This window comes from Bacillus sp. AFS015802 (genome assembly GCF_002561455.1).
Classification (GTDB): Bacteria; Bacillota; Bacilli; order Bacillales; family Bacillaceae_B; genus Rossellomorea.
The window spans coordinates 1-21,892 of sequence record NZ_NTUP01000018.1 but is presented as its reverse complement, the minus strand read 5'-3'; the positions used below and the strand labels follow the sequence as shown (position 1 = coordinate 21,892).

Sequence of the window (21,892 nt, the reverse complement as noted above, 5' to 3'; positions counted from 1 at the left end):
TTTGGTTGTTGCTGTTACCCCTTTGTCAGAAAATAGTGCAGTGCCCTTGGAAGATCCCTTCTCCAGAAATCCCATAGATGGTCTTCATCTTCTTCGTGATATGTATGATGGTCTGCGATGAGTTGAAGCTTTTCATAGAGAGTGCGATTAGCGGATAGAATCGGGAAGGTCTCGCCTGTCAGTGGATAGGTGACCGATTCCTCAAGACTCCCGACTACCTGATACACATTCCAAGGTGTTTTTGTTTCAATATTCCGAATTTTATTGGCGTGAAAATCGTTGAATGCACCGGATTGAAGGAGCAGATGCGTCCATTCTTTCGGCTCTTCACTGGCAAGCGCAAGACAAACGGCGGCTCCGAGGGAATCTCCCAACAGACCTTTCTTGCGAATGTCTTTCCCTGTTTCTCTGATCTGCTTCTCTATGAACGGAACAAGCTCTTGATGAAAGAAGTGAATATACTTGTCATGATGTGTACCTGATGGATGATAATAATGATAGCGTTCTTCTGAAGTGGATGGAGGAACGAGTATAAGAAGACAATGAACATCCCGTCTGCCTTCTTCCTTGAGGATGTCATGCCACGCGTCTTGAAGCTTCCCCAGCCTGACATAATCCTCCCCATCCTGTACATACAAGACATCTACTGCTTGCCTCTCCCCCTCTTGAACTTCCAGGGAATAATAGAGTTGTTTCTTGCCCAGGATTTGACTACTAATCTGGTGTTCTTCTAAGTTTGAAATCAATGAAACCATTTTCCCCCTTCCATGGTTTAGATTTCCCAGCTTGTTTCTATCCTAGCATATGAAAGCGCTTTTGTGAATATGTTCTCCATTTTTTATTTTTTTGGTGGAATAATGCTCCACTTTTTGCCATAGATGTGCCTTGAACACTCATCACTGAGGGCCCTGTACGCATTTTATACATGGGATACGATGATCTCCATGGTGCCTTCCAATTCAAAACAATCCATTCCTGACGGTAAAATAAAGTGATCACCTTTGTTCAAGGGCAGCTCTACTCCATCGACATGGAGGGTTCCCCCACCTTCTATTACACTGGCAAGCTGAAAGGGTTGATCCTGTTGGAACACGGACCGGCCATGAATGCTCCATTTATACACTGTAAAATAATCGGCCTGCACATAGGTAGTGATTTCTGCTCCGTCACGCTTCTCCACCATCCGCTTCACTTCAGGGGTTTCATGGGGGATCGATGTGACATCAATGGATTGACGGATATGCAGTTCACGCGTCTTCCCCTCTTCATCCCTACGGTCATAATCATAGAGCCTGTAGGTCGTATCCGAGCTCTGCTGGGTCTCAAGAACAAGCGTCCCTTTACACAGGGCATGAATGGTTCCACTCGGGACATAGAAGAAATCCCCAGGCTTGATCGGTACCCGGCGGAGAAGATCATCCCACTTACCGTTCTCTATCATTCTCACAAACTCTTCCTTCGTCCCGGCACGATGCCCAAAGATCAGCTCGGCACCCTCATTGCAATCGATGATATACCAGCACTCCGTCTTCCCGAGCTCCCCGTTTTCATTTTTCTTCGCATAATCATCACCCGGGTGAACCTGAACCGAAAGATCATCATTGGCATCCAGGATCTTCGTGAGCAGGGGAAACACCGGTGAAGGATGGTCACCGAACCATTCCCGCTTCTCCTCCCACAGCTCCCCGACCGTCTTGCCTGCATGTGCTCCATTCTTCACAGTGCTCTGCCCATTCGGATGCCCGGATATCGCCCAACACTCCCCGGTGAGTTCTGAAGATAGTTCATAATCAAACTTGGACTTAAGCGTTGTTCCACCCCATATCCGCTCGTGGAATACAGGTTTTAGAAATAGTGGTTGATTCATAGCAGCCTCCTCATAAATGAATTCGCCCCTCCCCTCCACACAGAAAGAAGAGACACTTGGTTACTATGATTCATGTTCCATAAATATGAATGAAAACCCTTTAATTATTTTTATTTTTTGGGACAGAGGGACAGGGGGACAGGTCCCTTGTCCCAGGAAGCAGGGGATGGTACTTCCGCTTCCAAGAGAACGCCAATAAGGAAGCAAAAGAATGCTCTCTTGCTTCCCTGATAAGCCTTAATGAGGCTATTATTTAGACATTTTAATACCTTTGGCCACGTGTCAAAATTCTGATCTTTATCATATTCATAATCCTTATTAAACCGCTCCAAAACTCCATTTCGTCACTGCTTTATAAGGTTTCCCCTTTTCTATCACCGTGGTTTGAAATTGCGGATGATGAATGGCATCGGGCACCCCTTGTGTTTCGAGGCACATACCGAGATAAGGTTGTGACGTTTTCCCCCTGATTTCAAAGTCTTCCTCCAGTTGATTTCCTGTGTAGAGAACAACAGAAGGCTGATTGGTTTCGATGCGGAGGGTCCTGCCGCTTCCTTGTTCAGTCAACAGGATTTGCCCAGCCCCTTCTTCTAATAAGAAGGGGTGATCATAGCCTCGGCCTGCCAGCCTGTTTTGAGGATGAGCGGATTCAATGCCATCCTGAATCTGACGTCCAGAGCGAAAGTCGAAGACGGTCCCTTCCACATCAATCGCTTCTCCATTAGGAATCAAGGATTCATTTAAAGCAACGAATCGGTTGCTTTTCAGTGTCAGTTCATGCTCCTCGATCGTCGTTTTCAAATCACCACTTAAATTGAAGTAGGTGTGATTGGTCAGGTTCAGAATCGTATCCGCGTCTGAAACCCCTTCATAGGTCAGAAGGAATTCGTTTTGTTCTGTCAGCGTGTAAATGACCTTGACCTCAACGTTGCCGGGATATCCTTCCTCCCCATCCTTGCTGAACCGGCTGTAAATCAGACTGATGGAATCCATCTCTTCCATTACTGCTACATCCCATACTGCCCTATCAAACCCTTTTTGTCCTCCATGCAGATGGTTTTCACCGTCATTCTTTGCCAATTCATAGTCATTGTCACCCAACGTAAAGCGTCCACCTGCAATCCGTCCGGCATGCCGTCCAATGACGGCTCCGAAATAGGGGGAGTGCAGGTCATACTCTTTCAACGTATCAAAGCCCAGCACGATATTTTCCCGTTTCCCATCGCGATCTGGAGCAATGAGCTTTGTAATGATGCATCCATAATTGATGCTTGTTACTTTCAATCCGGAAGAATTTTCAATGGTGTGGGCAAGGATCTTCTTTCCTTCCCGCTCTCCGAATTCCGAGATGGTTAGATTCATTGTGATGTCTCCTTTGGTCCAATACTTTTACTCTATGATGAAAATAGTGTACAGAATGTTTGAAAGGCTTCCTGTCCCTTTTGATCTCTCTTGAAGACGCCTGCATCTTCGAGAATCCGTTGGAACTTCCGGCCGAGCTCCCATTGAAGAATGGAACGGACATTCTCCCGATGAAGTCCGGCTTGACGTGATTGAATATCAGTTGCCCACGCTTGGTGATATTCGTTCATTTCGTTTTCTTCACCCAGTAAGAACTTTTCAATCTCTTCAAGCTCAGGCTTTAATCTTGCAGGCAGAACAGCGAGTCCCATCACTTCAATCAATCCAATGTTTTCTTTCTTGAGATGATGGACATCGCTGTGTGGATGGAAGATCCCCATTGGATGCTCTTCGCTTGTCCGGTTATTCCGCAGCACTAAATCCAGTTCGAAATCGCTGCCTTTGCGCCTCGCAATCGGGGTGATGGTATTATGTGGTGTTCCATCAGTGAACGCCAGAATGTCTGCTTCTTCATCCGAATAGCTCTTCCACGTATTCAAAATCAGGCTTGCGGCCTCGATTAAGGAATCAGGATCACTGGAGCGCAGCCGGATCACAGACATCGGCCATTTGACAGTGGCGGCAGAAACGTCCGGATGGTCACCCAAGTCGAAAGCGAACTCTTCCGATGCCCGTTCCATGGCGAAGGAATAATTCCCCCCTTGATAATGGTCATGGGATAAGATAGATCCACCTACAATGGGAAGATCCGCATTGGAACCGAGGAAGTATTGTGGAAATCGATCTACAAAGTCAAGCAAACGCCGGAATGCATCAGGAGTGACCTTCATGTCCCGGTGTTCCTTTGAAAACACGATACAATGCTCGTTGTAGTACACATACGGCGAGTATTGAAGATACCATGGTTCATCACCAAGGGTAAGACCTATCACCCGGTGGTTGGAACGGGCCGGATGTCCGATCCTCCCTTCGTACCCTTCGTTCTCTGGACAAAGCAGGCATTTCGGATAGGTGATATCCTGTTTCTGCTCTCTTTCCAGGGCAATTTGACGGGGATCTTTCTCCGGCTTGGAGAGATTGATGGTAATATCAAGGTCACCATATATCGTCTCCGTCTTATAGTTGATATTTTTAGCGATATTCTTGGTTTGGATATAGTTGCTGTTTTGGCTCAACTGGTAAAAGTAATCCGTTGCCGCTTCCGGTGCTTGTTCATACTTCTCCTGAAAGCGCCGGTTGACATCCGAAGGTCTTTGGACAAGGACATTCATCAATTTACTCGAGAGTATGTCTTTCTCGGCATCCAGTTCGCCGATGATATGGTGATGAACGGCATACTGCAGAATCAACTCAAGCACGTCCGGAATAGGAACATCCCCAAGCTCCTCCACGTCTTCGGGAAAATCCGGAAGGTTCAACAAGGAAAGCAGCTGATTTCGGGCATATAGTTCGTCGCACTCTTCTATCAATTCATGCTCTATCGCCCGATTCAAGAGCGTTTGAATCATGGAGTAAATCTTCATTTCATATCCACCCTTCCTTTACCTTATCTTTTGTAGCCATGCGGATGAGCCTGATGCCAGTTCCAGGCATCTTCTATGATCCGTTGAATCTGGGTTCTGGACGGGTTCCACCCAAGGATCTTCATGGCTTTATCTGAGGAAGCAATGAGAGTTGCCGGGTCCCCCGGCCGTCTTCCAGCAATGACCTCGGGCACCTTGTGACCTGTTACTTCCCGTACAGTGTTGATGATGTCAAGAACCGAAAACCCCTGGCTGCTGCCGAGGTTAAACACATCGCTGTCCCCGCCATTCTGCAAATACTTCAATGCGAGGATATGCGCTTCAATCAGATCTTCCACATGAATATAATCCCTGATACATGTTCCATCCGCGGTAGGATAATCGTCTCCGAACACAGAAATATGTTCCCTCTGGCCCAGTGCCACTTGAAGGATGACAGGGATCAAATGGGTTTCCGGCTTATGATCCTCTCCGATTTCACCTGACTTCCTGGCACCCGCCACGTTGAAATAGCGGAGGGCCACATACTTCATCCCGTAGGCTTGATCGCACCACTTCATCATTTTCTCCATGGTCAATTTTGTTTCCCCGTACGCATTGGTAGGGTTCGTCGGCAGTTCTTCCGTAATCGGAACAATATCCTGGTTTCCATAGGTAGCGGCAGTAGATGAAAACACGATATGCTTGACTCCAAAATCGTTCATGACCTCAAGCAATACTTGCGTTCCGTACACATTGTTATCGAAGTATTCAAGGGGTTTCTCCATGGATTCCCCCACAAGGGAGTTGGCTGCAAAGTGGAGCACGCCTTCTATTTCTTCTTTTTCAAAAACAGTTCTAAGAAACTCTTTATCTTTTATATCACCTTGATGGAATCTTGCCTGAGGGTGAACGGCATCTTCATGTCCTGTTTGCAGATTATCTATGACAACCACATCCTGCCCTTCATCAATCAGTTGATAGACTGCGTGAGAACCGATATAACCGGCACCGCCTAATACTAAAATGCTCATCCGCCACATCTCCCTCTACAATTCTTTCGTTCCATCCCCGATGCTCGCTGTATAGAACGTCGCTTCATATCCGATTTTCTGTTTATATTGGTCCCCGACATTCTTTTTAAAGGATTCCACATAGTCATTTCCAACCAGGGCAATCGCACAGCCGCCGAAACCGGCCCCTGTCATCCTTGCCCCGAGGGTACCCGAATGGTTCCAGGCGGCTTCGACCAATGTATCCAACTCGATTCCCGTTACTTCATAGTCATCCCGGAGCGATTGATGCGATTCATCCATCAATCTGCCAAACTCGCCCAGCTCACCTTTTTTCAATGCATGAAGGGCTTTGACGGTCCTTGCATTTTCATAGACTGCATGCTTAGCCCTCTTTTCCAGGATGGGATCGGCAATCAATTCCTTATGGTCATCAAATTGAGCTTCCGTTAAATCCCCCAACGCCCGTATATCCAGTTTGCTTTTCAGGCGGTGAAGTGCTTCCTCACACTCAGCCCTGCGGATATTATAGTTGGACTCAGCCAATTCACGTCGCTTATTGGTGTTCATGATCAAGATCTTGTGATCAGTCAGATGCAAAGGGGCATATTCGTATTGAAGCGTATCGCAGTCCAGCAGGATTCCACAGTCCTTCTTGCCCATCCCCACAGCAAACTGATCCATGATCCCACTATTCACTCCAATGAATTGATTTTCCGTTTTTTGACCGATCTTTACCATGTCAATCCGTTCGATATTCAATTCAAATAGTTCATCCAGTACGACTCCCATAAGCAGTTCCAAGGACGCCGAAGATGAGAGGCCCGCTCCATTCGGTATATTACCTGACACAAACAAATCAAAGCCGTTCGGGATGGTTCCGTATGTCTCCTGGATGAATTTGATCATCCCCTTTGGATAATTCCCCCATCCATGCTCATCTTCGTACTCCAATGTGTCTAACGTAAACTCAATGATCCCGTCCTCAGGAAAGTTGGAGGAATGAAGGCGTACGTTCCTGTCTGTCCGTTGGCGGACCACACCATAGGTTCCATACGTAATCGCACCTGGGAATACATACCCACCGTTGTAATCGGTATGCTCACCAATCAAGTTGATCCGTCCAGGTGAAAAAAACACCCTCAAGTGATCCTTCTTATGAAAAATATGAAAAAATGCATCTAGTAAAGCCTGTTTTTCCATCATATACTTCCTCTCTGGCTGTTAAGAAAAGGTGCCTCTCAAAGCGATCGGTTTCAACTTTGCCCTGGCCCCCTCTTCTTAAATCGTTTCTGAATGCCACATATCGTTTATTTCCTTAATCCTCTTGAGATCACATTTAGGCTTTCTGTCATAAGTGAGGATCCCGTTGATTTCCTGTTCAACGTCGGTCAGCTGAGTATAACAATAGCCATGAAGGATCTTCGATGCGTAGACAGCTTCCATGATCCGCTGATAATCCTTCAGAAATTCTTCTTCATTCCTGACAGAGGTGTATCCCCAGCCATCATTCTCCCCTAACTTGAAGCCGATTCCGCCGTATTCGGTCAAGAGGATCGGCTCACCCTGGTGGGAGAACCCATTTGCATAAATTCCACGTTTTGCCGGCATCGATGCAAGGATCGACTCTTTCGTCCGTAACTCTTCTTTATAGTTTTCGTACTTTTCCTTCTCTTGTTCAGACCCGTGATTGTAATTATGGACGGCACAGATATCCGTCGTGGTTAATTCCCAGCCGTCATTTGAAATGACCAGCCTTGTTCCGTCAAGGGAGTGGAGGAGATGATACATCGCCTGAGAATGATGCTGTTGATTGTGATCGGCCCTGACACCGGGAATCCCCCAGCTTTCATTCAATGGAACCCAGGCAATGATGGAAGGATGGTTATAATCACGTTCGATGATTTCCATCCATTCTTTCGTTAACCGGGAAACGGCCTGATCGTTGAACGATGCTGAAGCAGCACACTCGCCCCACACCAGATATCCAAGCTTATCAGCCCAGTAAAGAAAACGGGGGTCTTCGGTTTTTTGATGTTTCCTGCATCCGTTAAAACCCATTTCCTTCGCAAGCTCGATGTCTTTCTTTAAATCTTCATCTGACGGTGCCGTAAGCAATCCGTCTGCCCAATACCCTTGATCGAGCACCAGCTTCTGGTAATACGGCTTATTGTTTAAGTAAACCATCCCATTTTCAGTATGAACCTTCCTCATCCCGAAATAGGAACTGACTTGATCAAGGATCTCACCGTCTTCCTTAACCGTGATCAGAACATCAAATAAGTTGGGATTCTCAGGGGTCCAGTTCCACCCGTCGTGATGAAATCCAGTACGGAAAATCTTTAGATTGTATAAATCGAATACCCTGCTGGTCAATGACTCGTGTATAAGAATGGAGTCTTCGACAATCCGTTGACCTTTATAGCTGATCTCTACGTCCAGTTTCTTGCCCTCATAATTCCCTGAAAGCTCAGCGTCTAACTTCACACAACCGTTATCCACTTCAGGGGTCCACTTCAGTCTTTCGATACTTGTATGGGAGACTGGTTCAATCCAGACAGTCTGCCAGATTCCGGTCGTCCTCGTATACCAGATGGAGGCCGACTCTTCCAACCAGAACTGCTTACCCCGGGGAATGGTTTCGTCTTCTGAAGGATCTTCCACCCTTACAGCGATCGTTTCGGTCCCCCCATTGAGAGCGTGGGTGATATCAAATGAAAAGTTGATATGTCCCCCTTCATGGAAACCAACGAGTTGTCCGTTCACATATACCCATGACCGGTAGTCCACCGCCCCGAAGTGCAACCGTATTCGTTGCCCTTTCCACTCTCGGGGAACTTCGAATTCTCTCCGATACCAAACCGTGTCATGGAAGGAAGGGTCATCTATTCCGCTGAGCTTTGTCTGGTATGCAAATGGCACCTGGATTTCTTTATCGAATGAATCAGCTTGTTCATACCACTTTTCCTGCAAGCCGACCCCATCGTCATCGAAAGCAAATGACCAGATCCCGTTTAGATTAAGCCAGTTCTCCCTTACGAACTGCGGCCTTGGGTATTCTTGGCGATACGTCGTCATCTCGTTCTCTCCTTTTTTTATCTATAGGATGTTCATTCATTTGTTTATGAAAGCGTGTACAAGTACATTTTATAGAATTAGTAAAATACAGTCAATCATTTTAGTAAAATTAAACCGCCTATTTTTACTAATAAAAAAACCACAGACCCAAAGTCTATGGTTTTTGTTTATTAGAAGCTGCTTTCCCTCGTAATCAGTTCTGTACTGATGAATACTTTCTTCCCTACTTTCCGACCCATCACCCGTTCCATCAATAAATCAACGGCCACTTCTCCCATCATTTCCGTATGGACTTTCAGAGTCGTCAAGGTCGGATAGATATACTTGGACACACTGATATCGTTCAATCCGATGACATTCACCCGCTCAGGCACGGCGATATTCGCTTCATGCAAAGCACGTATCGCACCGATGGCGATCAAATCATTCCCCATAAAGAAAGCGGTAGGCAGCTCATCGCCATGGTCAATGATCGCTTTCTTCATAAGTCTGTATCCGTCATCGACACTGAATGTCCCCCGGTGGATAAATCGTTCATCCACAATGTTTCGGCTCAATCCATATGAGAGGAAATACTTTTCCCGGAGGTCTTCGATTTCCCCTGATTGATCTTTGTAGGATTCCCGTCCGCCAATATATCCTACTGAGGTATGGCCCTTTTCCACAAAGTAGTTCAATACCTTCTTAATGGCTTTTTCAAAATCAATCGTCACCGAATCAAAGGACTCATCTTCTGAGCTGTGGTCCACGATGACAATGTTATCTGTGATGCCTGCCATGGTTTGGACCTGCTTCTCGCTGAATTTCCCGACGGCAATGATTCCCTGTACCTTCTCCTGCTTCACTTCTTCAAGATCATCATAGAGATATTTCACCCATTGTGTATCGAGCTGTTGGCACCGTGTTTCAATTCCAAAGCGGATGGACATATAATACAGGTCCTCAAGCTCTTCTTTCTCGGTATACCAATGGATGATCGCAAATTTTGACGGCGTCGCCTTCCGATCGGCACGACGTTTATAGGACAGCATTTCTGCCACTTCAAAAATCCGTTTCCTTGTATCATCAGTGACGGAAAGGGTGCTGTCATAGTTCAACACCCGGGACACTGTAGCGATGGATACATTCGCTTTCTCCGCAATATCTTTAATAGTCGCCATTTATACCAATCCATTCTTCCTTTATTTCTGCTTATAATGATTTTTTCACATCCTCCTGTAAAAAGGAAGGATATCTTTTGTCCACTATCACTTAATCCCTGTCTGTGTGACACCTTTGATAAACGAGCGCTGTCCGATGATAAAGATGATCACAACCGGGATGGTGGCAATCGCCGTCAATGCCATCAATCTTCCCGGAGAAGAGACGAAGCTTCCCTGCTGCATGATGGCAATACCCGTCGTAATCGTCCGCATTTCAGGCGAGCTGGTCGTCAGTAACGGCCAGAGGAAGTCATTATAGATCATCATGAAGGTGAAAATCGCCAGTGTCCAGATGACCGGACGCGCTGAAGGAAGTGCCACTTTGGTAAACACCTGCCACTTATTCGCCCCGTCCAGGTATGCGGCTTCCTCCAGTTCTTTCGGAAACGTCTTAAAAAATTGATACAATAAGAAAACGCCAAATGCGTTCGACGAATACGGAAGAATCAACACGGCATATGTATCCAGGAGCCCAGCCTTATTGAATCCCATATACAGTGGAAGGAACGTGATGACCCATGGGATCGTCAAGGAACCGATAAAAAGACCGAATAACCATTTCTTGAACGGGATATCCAATCTTGCCAATCCATAGGCAGCAAGGGTATCGACAAATAAGACAATCAGTGTCCCGATGATCCCTACGATAAGGGAATTGGTCATCCAGGCAAATACCGGTGTATCAGATCCACCGCTTAAGCTATACGTATAATTGTCCAGGGTAAATACTTCAGGGAGCCACTTGATTCCAGCCGTAAAGGCTTCCTGATCCGTCTTAAATGATGTGGCGAGCATCCAGAATAAAGGGGCGATAAAGAATATGGCGATGATTACTGCGACAACAATTAAAAGAGCATTCAACCCTTTGTTCTTCATTTATCTGGCACCTGCTTTCTTCTCTCTTGTGATCCGGAACTGGATGATGGAGATGACGATCATGATCAATGCCATCATGATGGACATAGCCGCTGCGTTCCCGAGCTGTCTCTGGTTGAATCCTTCCTCCACGATATTCATCAACAATACTTGAGTGGACGTCCCCGGGCCTCCTCTAGTCATCAGATAAGGCTGGCCATACACATTAAATGACGCAATGGTCGACGTCAGAATAACAAAGATCATCGTCGGCTTAATGGTCGGGAGCGTGATATGAATCAGACGCTGCCAGCTGTTTGTCCCGTCCAAAGAACCCGCCTCATATAGCTCTTCAGGTACATCATTGAGTGCGTTGGTGAAGATCACCATGTTGAATCCGATCGTCCACCACAAAGTGGCAATAATGATCGACACCCAGGCCCAAGGCATATCCGTCAACCAGGGAATGGCGTTTACACCAATCTTTTGAAGATACTGGTTGATGAGACCGCTATTTGTGTCGAAGATCCACAGCCAGATGATGGCCACGATGGATACGGAAACAGAATAGGGGATGAAATACATGGTCCTGAACAGACCTTTGATTTTTTGGGGCAGGCTGTTAAGCAGCAACGCCAGAGCAAGGCCAATGATGACCAGTAATGGCAAGCTGAAAATGACGAAGATAAATGTATTCTTTAACCCTTCGAAGAATAGGGTGTGCAGATAGGATTTCGAGTCAAAGATATTCATATAATTCTTCAGCCCGACAAATTCCTTCACCGGGTTCAGAAGGTCCCAGTTATGTAGACTTATCCATACGCCATAAAGAATAGGCGCTACGAGAAAGACCGAAAACAGTATGAGATATGGTAATACAAACAGACTCGATGTCAGTTTTGATTTCCACGAGTTTTTCTGCATAAAATTCTCTCCTTTTATTGATATCTATGAACCCGTGATCGTTAAATAGGAATGGGAGGAAGCAAGTGCCCTTCACCTGCCTCCCCCCTTAACGAATGATTATTTCATGATTTGTGCGGCTTTTTTCGTGGCATCATCCAATGCTTGCTTAGGATCTTTTTTACCTAATAGGGCAAGGTTGACCTCAGCCCAAAGCGGCTCAGACACTTGTCCCCAGTTTGCCACCCGGGGTGCAAACTTCGCATATTCGAACGATTTCGCAACGATCGGCTGCTGTACCATGCTCTTGAACTCTTCATTTTCTTCATAGATTGCTTTAGATGCCGGAGCTTGTCCTGACTTCGCCCACTCCATCGCATTTTCTGCTGTGAACTTTAAGAAATCGTTGATTCCTGCAAGCGTTTCTTTATTGTCAACTGTTGCCGGGATGACAAAGTTATGTCCATTTGCATAAACGGCCTGTTGTTCAGTTCCAAGCTGCGGAACTTCCGCTACACCGTAGTTGATGCCGGCTTTATCCCACTGTTCCATCATCCAGGGACCATTGAACTGAATAGCGTTTTTCCCTTGAAGGAAAAGGGTCACTTCCCCGTCCTGCTGGACATTCGCAGGGGATACCTTGTACTTCTGGATCAGGTCCGTCATGAATTGCAATGCTTCCACACCGGCAGGACTGTTATAGTTCGGCTTGCCGTCAGCGATCAATTCCCCACCGTTCTGGAAGAAGATCGTCGGGAAGATGAACTGGTTCGGCCATAGAGTCGGAACCACATAGCCGTAGTGACCCTTGGATTCATCTGTTAGTTTCTTCGTATAATCCAGGAACTCTTCACGGTTCTTCGGTGCTTTCTCTGGATCCAACCCAGCTGCCTTGAAAAGGTCTTTATTGTAATACATGATCAGAGGATGGATATCCAACGGAATGGAATACTGCTTGCCATCAATGGAACCCGCCTTCCAAGCCGTCTCTGAGTATTCCTCGGGCTTGATGCCTGCTTCAGATACGGTATCACCAAGATCTTTCAAAAGATTTTTATCTACATAATTCGTTAATTGGTCTGTATGCATAATCATTAAGTCCGGAGCGTTCTTTTGACCTGAGAAGGATACATCTACCGTTTTATAGTAGTCAGACTGCGGCACAATCTGCATATCTACTTGGTATTCATCTTGAGATTCATTATAGTTCTTCACGATATTCTTCATTCGCGGGCCGTCCGCTCCTGAGAATGGAGTCCAAAACGTTATTTTCTTTGAATCCCCATTCGCTTCATCACCTGAAGTAGAATCCCCACCGGAACATGCCGCTAATGAACTGATTGCCAGCGCTGCCGATAACGCAACACCAAGAAATTTCTTCTTCTTCATTTGTTTTAGCCCCCTAAGTATTGAATAGCCTGTACAGGCTTCTTATCCTGAAATCACCTTTATTCCACTTGTATCTCCTGCTCCCCCATGGAAGGACCATGGATCTTCAGCTTTCCTTCGATGAACTCCATCTTATCGATGCTCATTTGCCTGTCCCCACTCGGCACTTCCGGGTGAGTATGAATATGGTAAACAGCATAAAGCGTTTGTCCATCAAGCCCAGTTGTGACACTGTTATGTCCCGGACCCGAGACACCCTTATCCAGATCTTTTGAAAGAATAGGATTTTCACTTGCCTTTTTAAATGGTCCGGTCGGTTTATCTGAAACAGCATATCCCACACCATAATCTTCGCTTGCATAGTAATTGGCAGAATACATCAGATAATACTTCCCATCATTCTTCAAGACAAAAGGCCCTTCGTTCCACTGATAGTCCCCTTGATGGCCTTCCCAGTCCTGGTCGGGTTCAAGCAATAAGGTTGGACTGCCCACCACTTTGGTTAGCGTTTGATCCATTGGCTGAACAAAAATCTGACTGACATGGTTCCCATCAACCATATTCTCAGAACAATCTTTGACATAATACAGATAAGGTGTTCCATCGTCTTCCATAAAGATATGCCCGTCAATATAAGAACCGCTTTGTTTAATGATTTCAGTACTCTGATCCTTGAAAGGACCTAAAGGATCGTCACTGACGGCGATGGAAATCTGAAGTGAACCGGCGTTATTCCTCGCACTATAGGTCATATAGTACTTACCATTATGAGCAATGACCTCAGGTGCCCAGAAATCCCCGGTTGCCCACCTGTTCTCCTGATCATAATGATCATAGGCAATGCCTTTTTCTTCCCAGTCAACGAGATTACTAGACTGCCACACCTTGAAACCGTAGGAGGCTTCCGACGTTGCGTACATATAATACATATCCTTCGATTTCAGGATGAACGGATCCCCTATATTCGTCATGCCGCCAACTGGATTCTTGTAGGTAATGGTTTCATTCTTATGATCCCCTGAGGAATAAAACACCCACGCTGCGGCCACCACCACTATGGCACTAACCAAAAGGATCAATCGGCGTTTTCCCTTCAAGCTTTCACCTCCCGAGAGACAACTGCACCCTATTTGAATACGCTTACAAACCTAACTAAAAAAATATAAAAATAGTTAGTAAAAATTTTAGCTAAATTTTACTTAACACAAATATAAACCTGATAACCATCAAAGTCAACGAATTTTCACAAAAATTTGTGACTTTTTCCTCTTAGAATACAAACGCCACGTTTCTCCATCACAGAAACGTGTGCGAAGATGTTCGATTGTACGCACAAAATCATCTTAATGTTCGAATGCCTATATCGCTCTCCTCCTTCATATAGTAAAATATCAACGAAAAAGGGGTGAACCGTATGAAGAAAGTCGTCTCACTGTCGTACTTATTCGGGGTCGTGTTTCTGCTGGCAAGTGCCCTTTATTTTTTCGCTTCTAATTGGCAGGTGTTTTCCCGGCTTGAGAAGGTGGCATTGGCGGGATTGTTGATTGTGTTGTTCTACGGGGCCGCTTTTCTGGTGGAACGGTTGGTGAGGGGGACTCACTTCTTAACAAACTGGCTGCTGGTCAGCGGGGGGATTTCCTTCGGCTTGTCCGTTGCGTTACTCGGACAGCTGTACAATTCCCATGCGGACAGTTATCTGTTATTTCTTGTCTGGTCCATTCCGCCATTCCTATTTAGTTTGTACACAAGGTACAGCGGGTTTTACGCGTTAACCCATATCCTCCTCCATCTAACGATTTATTTTTATTTGTTCCCTTCGACTCCATTTGGGCATTGGACACTCTCCCATACGTGGATCGCGTTCGCAGTAGCAATCGTGAACACTTTCTTCTTCCTACTCATAAAAAAAGGGTACATCTCATCCAAGACGCTCCTGTACCTGACCCTGATTTCAGCCAATTTCCTTTTCATGGTCACAGCATTCAATAACGAGTATGCCCCTTTCTTCACCCTATTTTATGTTGTGATTCTGGCCATCGGCATCTACAGATACTTTCATAAAGACACATCCATCTTCATCCTTCTTTCCATGTTCAGCACAGGCTTTATCATCATCAAAATGTTCGAACTGATGGCCCGGTATGTATCCAGCCTTTTCTTTTTCGGACTCTTGTTGGCTGCGGTTGTGTTATTAGCGGGAAGTGTTTTCCTCGTAAACTATTTGCGGAAGCACGCCTCTTCCCGTCACTGGACAAAAACCCTCTTCGTCGCAAGCGTCACGACCATCGCCTCTGTTTTCATCGTGGCGTCGGTTTTCGGCCTGCTTTCCCTTCTGATGGTGGATATCTCCATGGTCGGATTATTCGTTTTCGCCACAGTTTTTCTTGTTATTCCTAGTACGTTAACGAGCTGGCCATCCCCTGTAAAATATTCCCTCATGATGACCGGGATCGTCATCGGGATGATTGCCAGTACCGTTGATGACTTTTCGTTTGTGATGTTTTTCGTTCTGGCCTTTGTGTTTTATTTGGAGAAGCGTGCGTCTGCGAAAATCGTATTCTATTTTCTGTTTCAGTTGAATGTGGGGATCTTTCTTGGAGAGACGTTGGAACTTAGCATACATGCCCTTTTATTGGTAGTGGCGCTTTTGAACACGGTCGTTTGCCTTGCTGCTTATCGAAAGCATGTTATCCAATATGGAGCATTTCTCATTGGACTCCTTGCCTTCTTTTCCTTAACGACCATCGATCTTTCGTTTACGCTTCACGTAATCTATAACACTCTGTTTTTCCTGATCACAACGGGATGCGTCTACTACTTCAAAAGACAGGACCGCACCTTCTATTGGGTCTCGTCCCTGATCTTCTGGTTCATGCTCATCGTCCAGCTGTATTACGACCTGGCCTGGAAGCTCGTCCATAAATCCCTGCTCTTGGCCATATTAGGCGTTATATTCCTGGCGGTGGCTGTTCACCTGGACAGGAAGACCGGTTCTGAACAGTCGGCACACTCCCTTCTTGAAGGGAAAAAGCTGGGGATCCTCCTTATCATACTCCTTCAAGGTGGATGGATCGGGTATCAGGTTTACTCAAACGAAACCCTGTTACAAAATGGGGAAACGGTCATTCTGGAGCTCCAACCTGTCGATCCGAGATCTCTCCTTCAAGGTGACTATGTGGAGTTGAACTACGTGATTTCCCAGCTCGAAGACACTTCCATTGATGACAACGGTCCCATCACTATCGTGTTACGTGAAAATGAACAGGGTACCCATGAATATGCAGGTGTTTACCGATTTAACGGGAAATGGAATATGTCATATGAAAAGAAAACCGGGGATGTCCTCCTGAACGGAAAGGTATCCAGCTTCTGGGACAATCATGTTCAGATCACCTATGGAATTGAACACTTCTTCATCCCGGAAGGAACGGGGATGGCTGTGGAAGGGAAGGTAAAGGCTGCTGTAGTGAAGGTGAGTGATGGGGGAAATGGGATATTGGTGAGATTGAGGTAGAAGCAGGGGAACGTTTCTTCTGCTTCTACCTTGAAATAGGTAAATAAGCAAGGGAACCGTCCCCTTGCTCCCTATGCTGAGCCTAAGTTGTCATAAATGGTTTTACGATATTGAAGAACTTTTTCATGTTACTAATAAACTCTTCATATCTATTATTTTTGAAATATCAATATCTTGATATCAATTGATGATCTTAGATGACTTACGTCTATTTCAATAGTTTTTTTACTAATATTAGTTATATTTTAACATAATTACATATTTGTATTTTTTTAGAAAAATTTGATATTCTATATTTGCTTGCAAGCTAATTAAATTTGGGGAGGAAAAGTATTTGTTTAAGAAAATAATGAGTGTTATCACTGTAGGTGTTTTATCTTTTGGAATTATCGCTCCAGGTATATCAGCAGCATCTAATGACGATGGACAACTTCAAGAAGTAAATTATCAAAAGAGTAAAAAGAAATTAAACGGGAAAAATATTGATGTGTATTTTTCTGGAAAAGAATCAGATGAGGCTATCCAAGAGTTTCTAGACCTTTACTCTGAAGGAAAAGTGAAAAAGAAAGATTCTGAGGATGTTGTATTCCCAACCTTCGTTCCAAATCCTGGTAACGGGTGGGATAGTTTAGGCTATAAGGATAATTCATTTAGTAATAGCTCTTCGTCTGTTATTAAAACTACCATTGCTGCCTCAATTGGTACTGTAGTGGGGTCAGCTGTCGCTGTAAATTACAAAGATATCAAAACTATTCCTAAGGCAGTAGTTACCTCTTTTTCAACGGCGGTTGCTGGTATGGTTTTAGCTACTAATATGCCTACTAGATATACCCGTACACATTTATTTGAATATTATAGTAGTTATTATGGTAAATATGTTTATAGACCTGTTACTAATGAACATCAAACTAGTTATAGAAACAATTCTGAAATTATTGATACAACTGTCGGTGAAGTAATGTACCTTACTTCAACCGGAAACTTGGTTTCTTTCTATTAAAAACAATAACCAAAGGCAGGAAAATTCTTGCCTTTGGTTAAGTGTTTCAAGCAGAAAGAGCTTTAATATAAACCCTACTAGGAATAATAACAAGACTTGGAGAATGTCACCGAATAGTCCAAAATAATAGGACTTATTTTTTTTTGCTTTATTTACATGTATATCTAAATAATATATTGTAAGAAAAGTAAATAAAGCTATACTACAGATAATGGACTAATATTCGAAGTTGCGTTATTTTATTCTGAATGAAGAAAAACGAACTTAACTTCAGCCCTTCAAGTATGACAGTCAGTAAATTTTTTAGAGGAGGAAAAATCGTGAAAGGAACTATATACTCTACTCTTGGTGCAACCGTAGGTGTTTTTGCTGTCTTGTTATTAAATGAAACAACCCAACAAAATGAATGGATCTTTGTCTTAATGGGTCTAATCCCTATCGTTTTCCTTAATATAATAATAACCATAATTAATAATAAGAAAGAAAATAAAAATCAAATATTTGAAGATAATGTAAAAACGAGGCATACATATAAAAACTTTGTAAACATTTTACTATTATCTACGATATTTATCATATTCTTAGGTACATTAATTCTAGATTATTTTAACCGATTAATAGAATATTCTTACATTTATAATCTTTTTTTTGTTATGTTAATTATTTTGTCCATTGGTTCTTATATTATAAAAAAGAAATAACTACATTATATATCCTTATATGTGCTTAAATAAAATTTGTTCAACTAATTTTATATGGTTTTGTTGATTAGACAATGTAAAAATTAATTTTGCATTGTTTAAAGCCTCTATTCCATCTTGTTCATGTTTTTTCTTAAAACATGATAATCCTTTATAATAATATAATTCTCCATGAAGATAATATGTTTTCAACTCTACACAAAGGCGTATTCCTTTATTCGCATTTGTGCTTACCTCCGAATATTTTTCAACACTATATAGGTATCTACAATAATTATAGTAAAATCTTATTCCTTGCCTAGGTTCAGTTAACCTAGGCCTTTTTTTAAATAAATTTTCCACCTGACTATAATAAAAACTTGCCTCTCTCCATTCTTTTTCTTGAGTATAAATTACCGCGATGGAAAGTAATGCGTTAAAGTCCTCCTGAAGAAACGCTTCAGAATTTTGAGAACTTTTAGTGAGTGTTTCTTGTAACCCTTTTATTGCTTCTTCTTTATCATTATTGAGGTAATAATTACATAGTGCAAAGTGATACTTGAAAAAGTTGTTCATTTTATCAGTTTTATAATAGGGATTTTCTCTTTGACTGATTAATAAAGATTTTACTTCTTCAAAATTATTTCTTTCTGTAGCATTTCTTACTTGGAAAACAAACTCAGTCATATTTGCGTACATATTATTATCATAAGCATCAAAAAAGTAACTAATATCAACACCCAATTTTACTGAAATGGAATACAAGATATGAGCTGCGGGAGAAATTTCTCCTTTTTCAATCATACTAATATAAGATTGAGCACATATGTTTTCCGCTAACTTCTTTTGAGAAATCTTTTGATGCTTGCGAAGATCCTTTAAACTAGAACCGATTCTATTTACTAGATTATCTTTAATACAATCTCCTCCCTTAATGATGCTAAATATTAATATCTTTATACTCATAGACAAAAACCAAAATAAACATCTGATTTCTATAGTGTATTTTACTCTGGTTCGATATATCGCGAAAAAAAACACCCGAAAAATTCTAGTATAATATACTCACAGTTAAAGGAGGTATTTAAATTGAGATTTAAGCAAAAATTGTTAATTATTCTAAGTACACTTTTTCTTCTTACTCCATTGTTAACCGAAAATAATGTTACAAATGCATCCGACGAACACCTGCCCCCAGCACATAGTGTAGACCCAGCGAAAGACGACTCAAATACCAACGTGTCATGAATTATAATTAGTATATAAGATTTAGAAATACAACTAGAGTAAATATGAATGCTTTTAATACTTTTAATTCTTTTCAATCCTAATTATAACCCTACAAAGGAAAGATTTCCCTTACTGAAACTTCTGGGGTGTCTCTCCTTTTTTGAAATTATTTGCAGTTGTAAAAAAATCTTTTGGTAAAAGAAGATATTCAATATAATGTATTTTAATGGTAATATTAGAATATTAAAATAAATAAAAATTAAAAGGTGGGAATTACTTAATGAAGATAGAATATAGAAATTTAATAGCTTCAGTTTCAATCCTTTTGATAGTGGTGTCCTTGGGATTATTTCTCAATTACTTCAACGTACCTCAACATGGTGAATTAGGGAAATTTTTAAACCTATTTAGATAAACGAATTGTTCCAACCTTTTATCATGTTTCCTCTTCGTAGAAATCGAGCATAAACCTGTTAAATGTTTTTCAATTATTTACTTTCTTTTACCTTACCTGGGCACCTACATTGCAATCATTTATTTCATTAAAAAACATGATAAAAGATGTTGTCTTACCTCCATTTACTCTAAGTAGTCGATTCTCTCTTCTTGTTAAAAACTTCGACCCAACATATTCCCTTTCAATCATCAGAGCGAGGACGGTTCCCACTCTACCTTTTTTCTTTTTTAGTAACTGGAGTGAGAAGGATCCTTCAATCCAAGAATCGGAACAACATAAGACGCTATAGCCGTTTTTGCAATATTATTCATTAACCATTCCCCAAGGCTATCTTTGGGAGGATTTGTTCTTGAGGTCCCGATTGTGACTGTTTGCCCATTAAAAGTATCAAGCAATATAGTAAATTGTTCATTACTTAGTTTACGAGTGTATTGGATTTTCCAATTTCATGTCGTGCATCGTTTCGACCATTACCTAACTCACCACATCAAAAGTTATATCTTCCATTAACTTCTTCACACATTTGGAAAATCCTTCTTCATGCTAGCTTTCAGAGCTAAAGAGGTAGTAAAGGTAAACCAGGAAAGGTCCTCTCTTTAATCTTATTGTTCACTTGTTCCATATTAAATAGTTGAGTGAGAACCCTCACAGTTTAACTTGGTAGACACCATTGAACAATCATTTTTCATTTATATTCATTTCACATCACAACACCTGCTCCACGCTGTCGGAACGCCTTCAACTCTTCCATCAGCTTGGCTTTCTCCGCTTCAAACTCCTCGTTCAGACTCTCCTGAACGTCATCTGATTCGCTGGTAAACCAATCCGGAAGCTTCTCCGTCCGCACCGGCTTTCTTCCCCCACTGCGCTTATTCCACTTATAGTGCTTCTCAATCATCCCCTGATTCTCTTCCATCCTCGCATCCTTTACATCCCGAACTTTCAACTTCTCCCGCTTCATCGCGTCGACGACAAGGCTTTCGGAAAGAGTGTCACACCAGGTTTTGATTTTCTCTTGAATATACGTCCCCATTCGGCCGAATCCATTGTCTTTGAAAAAGGTCATTGGACACTCGCCCGCGCTTTGTTGTTCTTCTTGATGATTTTCTGAAGGATTCTTTGAAGTACTCTCTGAATATGTCCTATCTTCCATCTCAGGAGCCCCCTCCTCCTGATGGGACAGACCTTCCTTGGAAGGAGATAACGTGGTACGTTCCGGCGTAACAGGTGGGCAAATGGAAACGAGGTCTGACACGTTTCCTCGTTCCTCCATCACCCGTTTCACATTTCCAGCGACAGGCTGGACATACATCACATTGTTTAAAATAATGCTCGAAGACGATATCGTTCGGAACTCCCGGATCAGCAAATGATGATCCACAAGAAAATCGATGGCATCCTTTACTTGACGCTTCGTAAAACCCTATGTATCCGCAAAGGCCTGATAGCTCTTCTGCAGCATATCCCCCTTGAATTTCGTCCTGGCCCCGACGATCATGCCGCTAGTATCCCTGATTATTGTCGGTCTGTACCAATAGACGATATCCGAGAGTAACGTAATCGCCACAAAATGGGCTTTCCCGCTTGAAAAGGTTATGTTCTTGTACCATAAATGAGGCACGATATTCCCCACGATTTCTAATTCCCCGATTTGATCCGCTATCTGACATCCTGGATTTCATCTTCTCTTCCACCCTTCTGGTCTATTCATGGTTTATATAGGGAGTAAGTGTGAAATAGGACACCCTGGGAAGAGATTTATTTTTAAAAAAGGTACTTCATGAGAATAATCCCTTCAAAAAACAAAAAAAGCCAGGGCACTAGACTGACCTAGTCGTAT

18 protein-coding genes are annotated in these 21,892 nt (G+C 43.1%); 3 read left to right on the top strand and 15 right to left on the bottom strand.

The window, feature by feature from the left end; translation table 11 throughout:
• Positions 1–14: 14 nt before the first annotated feature.
• The 12 genes from CN378_RS12810 to CN378_RS12750 form a co-directional block, all read right to left on the bottom strand.
• A complete protein-coding gene (locus CN378_RS12810; protein WP_179884906.1) occupies positions 15–746 on the bottom strand; it encodes an alpha/beta hydrolase-fold protein in 732 nt (243 codons plus the stop codon).
• Positions 747–919: 173 nt separating this feature from the next.
• Positions 920–1,867: a mannose-6-phosphate isomerase, class I gene (gene manA / locus CN378_RS12805; RefSeq protein WP_098352492.1), complete on the bottom strand. Its 948-nt coding sequence runs from the start codon at positions 1,865–1,867 to the stop codon at positions 920–922.
• 318 nt (positions 1,868–2,185) lie between these two features.
• Positions 2,186–3,229: an aldose epimerase family protein gene (locus CN378_RS12795; protein ID WP_098352490.1), complete on the bottom strand. Its 1,044-nt coding sequence runs from the start codon at positions 3,227–3,229 to the stop codon at positions 2,186–2,188.
• Positions 3,230–3,261: 32 nt separating this feature from the next.
• Positions 3,262–4,752, bottom strand: coding sequence for a UDP-glucose--hexose-1-phosphate uridylyltransferase (gene galT / locus CN378_RS12790; protein WP_098352489.1), 1,491 nt, complete (start codon positions 4,750–4,752; stop codon positions 3,262–3,264).
• 23 nt (positions 4,753–4,775) lie between these two features.
• Positions 4,776–5,765 (bottom strand): UDP-glucose 4-epimerase GalE, encoded by a 990-nt coding sequence (gene galE, locus CN378_RS12785; RefSeq protein ID WP_098352488.1) that lies wholly within the window; start codon positions 5,763–5,765, stop codon positions 4,776–4,778.
• A gap of 15 nt (positions 5,766–5,780) precedes the next feature.
• Positions 5,781–6,947 (bottom strand): galactokinase, encoded by a 1,167-nt coding sequence (locus tag CN378_RS12780; protein ID WP_179884911.1) that lies wholly within the window; start codon positions 6,945–6,947, stop codon positions 5,781–5,783.
• A 78-nt stretch (positions 6,948–7,025) separates the two neighbouring features.
• Positions 7,026–8,822 (bottom strand): glycoside hydrolase family 2 protein, encoded by a 1,797-nt coding sequence (locus CN378_RS12775; protein ID WP_098352486.1) that lies wholly within the window; start codon positions 8,820–8,822, stop codon positions 7,026–7,028.
• A 170-nt stretch (positions 8,823–8,992) separates the two neighbouring features.
• Entirely contained in the window at positions 8,993–9,982 is a 990-nt protein-coding gene (locus tag CN378_RS12770) for a LacI family DNA-binding transcriptional regulator (RefSeq protein ID WP_098352485.1), read from the bottom strand.
• An 87-nt stretch (positions 9,983–10,069) separates the two neighbouring features.
• The gene (locus CN378_RS12765; RefSeq protein WP_098352484.1) at positions 10,070–10,900 is read right to left on the bottom strand and encodes a carbohydrate ABC transporter permease; all 831 of its coding nucleotides are present in this window, start codon (positions 10,898–10,900) and stop codon (positions 10,070–10,072) included.
• Positions 10,901–11,803 carry a carbohydrate ABC transporter permease gene (locus CN378_RS12760; RefSeq protein ID WP_098352483.1) on the bottom strand — a complete coding sequence of 301 codons (903 nt, stop codon included), beginning with the start codon at positions 11,801–11,803 and terminating at the stop codon, positions 10,901–10,903.
• A gap of 99 nt (positions 11,804–11,902) precedes the next feature.
• Entirely contained in the window at positions 11,903–13,171 is a 1,269-nt protein-coding gene (locus tag CN378_RS12755; protein ID WP_098352482.1) for an ABC transporter substrate-binding protein, read from the bottom strand.
• 59 nt (positions 13,172–13,230) lie between these two features.
• The gene (locus tag CN378_RS12750) at positions 13,231–14,268 is read right to left on the bottom strand and encodes a glycoside hydrolase family 43 protein (RefSeq protein ID WP_218924821.1); all 1,038 of its coding nucleotides are present in this window, start codon (positions 14,266–14,268) and stop codon (positions 13,231–13,233) included.
• Between the two features lie 317 nt (positions 14,269–14,585).
• Between CN378_RS12750 and CN378_RS12745 the strand changes: the two genes are divergently transcribed.
• From CN378_RS12745 to CN378_RS12735, 3 genes are all read left to right on the top strand, one after another.
• Positions 14,586–16,685 (top strand): GDYXXLXY domain-containing protein, encoded by a 2,100-nt coding sequence (locus tag CN378_RS12745; RefSeq protein ID WP_098352481.1) that lies wholly within the window; start codon positions 14,586–14,588, stop codon positions 16,683–16,685.
• A 334-nt stretch (positions 16,686–17,019) separates the two neighbouring features.
• Positions 17,020–17,685, top strand: coding sequence for a hypothetical protein (locus CN378_RS12740; protein ID WP_098352480.1), 666 nt, complete (start codon positions 17,020–17,022; stop codon positions 17,683–17,685).
• Between the two features lie 320 nt (positions 17,686–18,005).
• Positions 18,006–18,386 (top strand): hypothetical protein, encoded by a 381-nt coding sequence (locus tag CN378_RS12735; protein WP_098352479.1) that lies wholly within the window; start codon positions 18,006–18,008, stop codon positions 18,384–18,386.
• A gap of 15 nt (positions 18,387–18,401) precedes the next feature.
• On the opposite strand, the gene CN378_RS12730 is transcribed toward CN378_RS12735, so the two are convergent.
• The 3 genes from CN378_RS12730 to CN378_RS12720 form a co-directional block, all read right to left on the bottom strand.
• Entirely contained in the window at positions 18,402–19,331 is a 930-nt protein-coding gene (locus CN378_RS12730; protein WP_098352478.1) for a helix-turn-helix domain-containing protein, read from the bottom strand.
• A gap of 1,421 nt (positions 19,332–20,752) precedes the next feature.
• Positions 20,753–21,433: a hypothetical protein gene (locus CN378_RS12725; protein ID WP_098352476.1), complete on the bottom strand. Its 681-nt coding sequence runs from the start codon at positions 21,431–21,433 to the stop codon at positions 20,753–20,755.
• A 42-nt stretch (positions 21,434–21,475) separates the two neighbouring features.
• The gene (locus tag CN378_RS12720; RefSeq protein WP_142323605.1) at positions 21,476–21,673 is read right to left on the bottom strand and encodes a hypothetical protein; all 198 of its coding nucleotides are present in this window, start codon (positions 21,671–21,673) and stop codon (positions 21,476–21,478) included.
• Positions 21,674–21,892 lie beyond the last annotated feature (219 nt).